Source organism: Phormidesmis priestleyi BC1401, assembly GCF_001650195.1.
Classification (GTDB): Bacteria; Cyanobacteriota; Cyanobacteriia; order Leptolyngbyales; family Leptolyngbyaceae; genus Phormidesmis_A; species Phormidesmis_A priestleyi_B.
The window spans coordinates 1-5,056 of record NZ_LXYR01000119.1 but is presented as its reverse complement, the minus strand read 5'-3'; the positions used below and the strand labels follow the sequence as shown (position 1 = coordinate 5,056).

General features: G+C 49.3%; 6 protein-coding genes and 1 pseudogene. 2 read left to right on the top strand and 5 right to left on the bottom strand.

All coding sequences use genetic code 11. The features are described from left to right. Positions 1-642: 642 nt before the first annotated feature. The gene (locus A8707_RS30440; protein ID WP_269452774.1) at positions 643-765 is read right to left on the bottom strand and encodes a hypothetical protein; all 123 of its coding nucleotides are present in this window, start codon (positions 763-765) and stop codon (positions 643-645) included. 172 nt (positions 766-937) lie between these two features. Continuing rightward, the gene (locus tag A8707_RS25520; protein WP_068820200.1) at positions 938-1,453 is read right to left on the bottom strand and encodes a hypothetical protein; all 516 of its coding nucleotides are present in this window, start codon (positions 1,451-1,453) and stop codon (positions 938-940) included. Positions 1,454-1,560: 107 nt separating this feature from the next. On the opposite strand from A8707_RS25520, the gene A8707_RS25515 reads away from it, so the two are divergent. After that, entirely contained in the window at positions 1,561-2,340 is a 780-nt protein-coding gene (locus tag A8707_RS25515) for a photosystem II S4 domain protein (protein ID WP_068820198.1), read from the top strand. A 5-nt stretch (positions 2,341-2,345) separates the two neighbouring features. Here A8707_RS25515 and rimM read toward each other — a convergent pair whose 3' ends face one another. The 3 genes from rimM to A8707_RS25500 all read right to left on the bottom strand — a co-directional run bounded on the left by rimM (position 2,346) and on the right by A8707_RS25500 (position 4,327). After that, positions 2,346-2,915, bottom strand: coding sequence for a ribosome maturation factor RimM (gene rimM, locus A8707_RS25510; RefSeq protein WP_068820196.1), 570 nt, complete (start codon positions 2,913-2,915; stop codon positions 2,346-2,348). A 34-nt stretch (positions 2,916-2,949) separates the two neighbouring features. Beyond that, positions 2,950-3,354: an NIL domain-containing protein gene (locus A8707_RS25505; protein ID WP_068820202.1), complete on the bottom strand. Its 405-nt coding sequence runs from the start codon at positions 3,352-3,354 to the stop codon at positions 2,950-2,952. A 151-nt stretch (positions 3,355-3,505) separates the two neighbouring features. After that, on the bottom strand, positions 3,506-4,327 hold the full coding sequence (locus A8707_RS25500) for a zinc metalloprotease (RefSeq protein WP_068820194.1): 822 nt from the start codon (positions 4,325-4,327) through the stop codon (positions 3,506-3,508). Between the two features lie 106 nt (positions 4,328-4,433). Between A8707_RS25500 and A8707_RS25495 the strand changes: the two are divergent. After that, positions 4,434-4,784 (top strand): annotated as a pseudogene (locus A8707_RS25495) (IS701 family transposase); the annotation flags it as partial. Between the last annotated feature and the right edge of the window lie 272 nt (positions 4,785-5,056).

Here is a 5,056-nt window from a genome sequence, read left to right as displayed (position 1 = left end):
GGGTTAATCGTGCTGCCGGATGAGGAGCAACGGCAGCAACCGCTGACGATGCCGCCCCTTGTCCCTCAACTGACGCTTTCACTCTCATTCAACTCTTCTTAACAGCTTCACCACAAACCTACACTTGTAAGCAGCCCTAGACCCCCAAAATTGGCAGGGCTAATTTAAGGTCGAGAAAGAAAATCTGTACCCTTTATCTTGCGTTAAGGCATCATTCTGATGCTGAACGAAGACTCAGAGCTTGTAGATTTTATCTGGTGACAACTAATCAGCCCTGCCAAAATTGGGGGACTTTGAGACAGAAAGAGGTTCAAAGTTCAGCCATCGCTCCGGTTCAAAGTCCTCCAGAATGGGGGATTTAGAGGGGGCTGAAGCCGACCCAAACGAAGTGACGAGGACTTGTATGTACACGGTAGCTTCTTGGGAGAGGGCTAGGGTGAGGGTCAATCTGGAAATTCATCCATCATTCAGCAACGCCATCATGATGAGTTCTGCGGATTGCAGCATATCAAGCAGGAATTGAAGCTCCCGTTGCGTAAATTACCTGAGCAGAAGAAAGAATTTATTGGCGGCGTAAGTAGTTACGACTGGTTTCAATGCCTTGGCGAGTAATCAAGTCAACGTCTTGATGAAAAATGGTTTTTAGCTCTGCTTCCATCTGATCCAACGCAAGACGGAACCAAACAGGGCAAACTCGGTGACTTGCCACTCACGACAAAATTGAGCAATTTTCTCCGTCGGTAGCTCGATCGCGGTGATGGTCATATCAGTTTTTCTCTAGCGTTTCAAGCTGCTATCCCAATGGACAGAGTTTGAAGGGGGAGTCTATCAACAGTGTTTTGGCGAAAATTAGCGATCGCAATCAACCGCTGTCCAATTTACCCTTACCCTAGACCTCTCCCGCGGGAGAGGGATTGAGGGTGAGGGCAACTCACATCTAGACATCACTTGAATAGAAATACCCCTGTAGGTTTTCTGGGTCATATTGGCGCAAAATGCTTGTGGCTTTGCGAGTCAGGGCATCTGAGCCTTTGACCACCACTAGATATTTTCCGCTGTTGAGACGATTGCGATAGGTGAGTGCGTCTCCACCTCCCACAACGAGTCCGACTCCACCACCGATAAAGAAGCTGCCCATTGCGCCTCCGATCGCGCCCAGTACTCCGCCGATGAGCTGATTTCCCAGTTCACCCGCCCACGGAAACGTGTCAAGTTTGGTGATCGAGTTAAACGCCAAACCCGCCACAAAGCCAAACGGCACTAGCCAAATTGCCATTCCCTTGGCTTGTTTTCCGGCTTCCTCGTTGGGGTCGATCAAGCCATACTCATCGGCACTTTTATAGCCTCTGCCCAAGATTGATACGCTGTTCATCGGCAGCCCGTCTTTCTCTAGCGCCGAGTAAGCGGCTTCTGCCTGAATGCGATCGTTCAGCACTGCCACAAGATAGTTCATTGTTTCACTTTGCACGATAGGCTTCCCATTTTTAGATTAGCAGGGCGAAGGGTGAGTCATGGGTTGTGAATCGTTAGAATAAAGCTTTCTAAGAACGATTAGCCTCCATGTTGCCAAAGGAAGATCTGTTAAAAGGTGTCGAGAATCGGGATAGCGTGATCAGAGTGATTGATCAGGCAGAGCAGGCGGTCAAAACCTGGGAGGTGGTGATGACCGATTTTTATTCGCCGCCAGAAATCGCGGAGATTCAGCGATCGTTTGGGCGTTTGACCGATGTGCAGATGGTGGCGTGGGGCGGCTACCCGCAGGCAGAACGGCAGCGACTGGCAATCGCTCGATCGGAGTTGCCGCTTGATGTTGAACAAGTCGAGGTGATTGCCCTCAACATTGCCGGAAACTTTCTCTTTGACCCTGCCAGTCACCGTGACTTTTTGGGCGCAATTTTAGGAACGGGAATCGTGCGCGAGAAAGTGGGTGACATCATCGTGTTGGGCGAACGGGGCGCCCAGGCGATCGTTGTCCCTGATCTCGTAGAGTTCTTCCAGGCAAGTTTGACTCAAGTGCGATCGGTGCCTGTCAAAGTGCAGCCGCTTCCGTTGAGTGAACTCAAGATTCGAGAACCCAAGAAAAAAGAATTGACGACGGTTGAAGCCTCGATGCGACTGGATGCGATCGCGTCAGCCGGATTTGGGATGTCGCGCAGCAAGATGGCAGATTTGATTTCGTCGGGCGATGTGCGCGTCAACTGGAAGGACATTAACTCGACGAGCTACACGGTTAAGCCCGGAGATTTAATCGCCATTCGAGGCAAGGGACGGGTTGAAGTGGGTGACATGATGGTGACGAAAAAAGATCGCTATCGCGTTAATCTGACTCGATTTGTTTAACGAATCTAGTCAATTAAACCGGGTGGAGGCGTAATCTCTATCCGGTTTTGTTTGAGATCGACGATCGGCACGATCGCCATCACAAACGGAATCAAAACCCGGCTCTCAGATCCTTCTCGCTGGATTTCTAGTAAGTCATTTCCGGCAGATAAAATATCGACGACTGTTCCGACTTGGGTTTGAGTGGCTTGATCAAATACCTGCAGTCCGATCAGGTCGGCGACGTGAAATTCGCCTTCTTCAAGGTCAAGTCGATCGCTGGCTAAGACTAAAATCTTGCTGCCCCGGAGCGCTTCTGCCTCTTCGCAGGTGTTGACTCCGGCAAACTGCACGACATATAAACCTTTGCCGTCAAGATAGCGACCTTTGACAAGCTGAATTTCTTCGGGCTGCGTCGCATTCGATCGCAGAATCCATCGTTTTCCTGGCTCGATAAATCGCTCAGGAAAGTCAGAATCGGGATACACGCGCACTTCTCCCTTTAAGCCTTGGGTCGAGACGATTTTGCCGATTTCAAGATAAGGAGATTGGGAAGTCTGCACAGAAAAATATTGCGGATGGAGTTCATCTACCATTTTGCAGCGATCGCTGAACCATTCGATCGCGGACTCAAAAGTTTGTTGAAATCGCCTGCACGGGGCAGGTGGGAATGCACTGTTCGCAGACAATGCAGCGCGATCGGGTAAACGTCAGCTTAAACGACTGGGGATCTAGAGTTAGTGCCTCCGTTGGGCAGACTCCGGTACACAAGCCACAGTGTACGCAAGTGTCTTCGTCGATCATGATCTCGCGACTGGCAAACGACACGCCGATATCTTGCGATCGCATCCAATCCAACGCGGCATCTAACTGATCAATGTCACCCGATAGCTCGACGACCAGTTTGCCAATTTGATTGGGAGCCACCTGCGCCCGAATGATGTTTGCTGCAACGTTATAATCTTTCGCCAATCGATAAGTGACAGGCATTTGCACCGATCGTTTGGGGAAAGTCAGCGTGACTCGTTTTTTCACAATCAGATGTTGACAGACCGTTTTCTCATTGTAGAGAGTGGACTGAGTTTGAGGGAGCGATTGGGCTTCTAGTCCATCTACATCTCTATATGAACATCGTTTAAGGCTTGCGTCTTTTATGTTTCCTTCGTGTATGGCAGTTTCTTGTTCTTTAATAATCAGAACTTCTACGGGTACTCGATCTCCGCCCAGCATTTTTGCGAGGACGACGACTTTTAGACGCACTACTTCGCGCGTTGCGGTTAGATTTTCGACGGTTAGAAGCTGGCTGATCGGCTTCAACACGGCGGCGCGGCGACTCGTCATAGTCACGATCGTCCACCTCGCCTCCTGCGTCTAATCGACGGCTCACCGACTCAAACTCGTCTCGCCGCAAATAGGGATAGTCACTCACCCACACGCCACACCGGGGAATAAAAATATCGGTGACTTTCGCAATTCGGCTGAGGTCGGGGCGATTTGAAAGCACGACCATTTCGGCGGTGTCACCCGGCGCGATCGCCTGATAGTCTCGCTTGAGGGGCACCTGTAGCTCGGTCATAAACCCAGACTCATCATCGACTACAAGATTTAACTTGCGCTCTCGGTTTTCGACGACGACTAATTCGCCGCGATCGTTGACGGTTTCTTGGGTTCCAACCACTTCGTCTGAGAGATAGATATCGGTGACTTCGCCGCGCAAAAACCCTGCATATTTATAGCGGCGATACTCAATATTCTTCAGTCCTGCTTGCAAAACAGGTCGCCACAGCCAATAAACCAGGGCAAACAATCCTAGAAAAAAGCGAAGTCCGCGCAGCGCTTCGATCGGCAATATCCAACTCACCAACAAAATCACCGCTAGAGCCGAGATTGAGATCAGCACCCGCAGCAGGAGATCGGAAAACTTGCCCCAACAGTAGGCATATTGAGCACCTGTCCCCACGGCGGGAATTAACTGTTCTAACTTTTTGCGACTGAGAGGAATTAGCATCGGGCAGAATTAGAAAATCAAGCAGATTATTACTATAGGACTTACGCATTGACAGGAAAGCAAAAATGTGGTGGGTTGAGATTAGCCCATTCAGCGGTATCCGGTTGTGAGAGAACAGTCAAAGCCCTCAACTGCTCAGTGTAACGCTAATCTTTACACCTTGTTTCTCCTGGCAGAACCCAAGTACGTGAGTTGTGTGCGTTTGGCTGAGATTCTTGAAGAACTCAGTCACGATAGCGTTAACCGCTTTTTACTACGAGAGCAATACACTCCTAAAGACTTGTTTGATGAAGTCAAAGGGGAACTGATTTTGAAAGGGGGAACTGCCAGTATCGATGACAGCGTGGTGGACAAGCCTTACCGCGACCCCAGTAAAACTGCTTTGGTCGGATACTTCTGGTCTGGCAAGCACAAACGAACGGTTAAGGGAATCAATCTGATCACGCTGTATTACACAGCAATACTCCGGACAAAATTTGAGCAGATTTTAAGGCTCAAACCCTTATTCTGCCGTGGACAAGATCTTTTTTTCCAAGTCAGAGGCAGAGCTAACTTTGAAAAAATAGCTCGATCCTTGAACCATAAACTCTGAAAGCCTTGTGGAACCGTTCAAAAAAATGTCCGGAGTATTGACACAGACATCGCGGGTAATTCTGATCCGATTAACTTTCGCATTTATGACAAACGTGAGGATAAAACAAAGAACGAATATTTCATCGAGATGCTCCA

What these genes read in the sequence shown, in the direction of transcription:
- A8707_RS30440 (WP_269452774.1), bottom strand. Translation starts at nt 765, where the DNA reads ATGACCATCACCGCGATCGAGCTACCGACGGAGAAAATTGCTCAATTT.
- A8707_RS25515 (WP_068820198.1), top strand. Translation starts at nt 1,561, where the DNA reads ATGTTGCCAAAGGAAGATCTGTTAAAAGGTGTCGAGAATCGGGATAGC.
- rimM (WP_068820196.1), bottom strand. Translation starts at nt 2,915, where the DNA reads ATGGTAGATGAACTCCATCCGCAATATTTTTCTGTGCAGACTTCCCAA.
- A8707_RS25500 (WP_068820194.1), bottom strand. Translation starts at nt 4,327, where the DNA reads ATGCTAATTCCTCTCAGTCGCAAAAAGTTAGAACAGTTAATTCCCGCC.
- A8707_RS25520 (WP_068820200.1), bottom strand. Translation starts at nt 1,453, where the DNA reads ATGAACTATCTTGTGGCAGTGCTGAACGATCGCATTCAGGCAGAAGCC.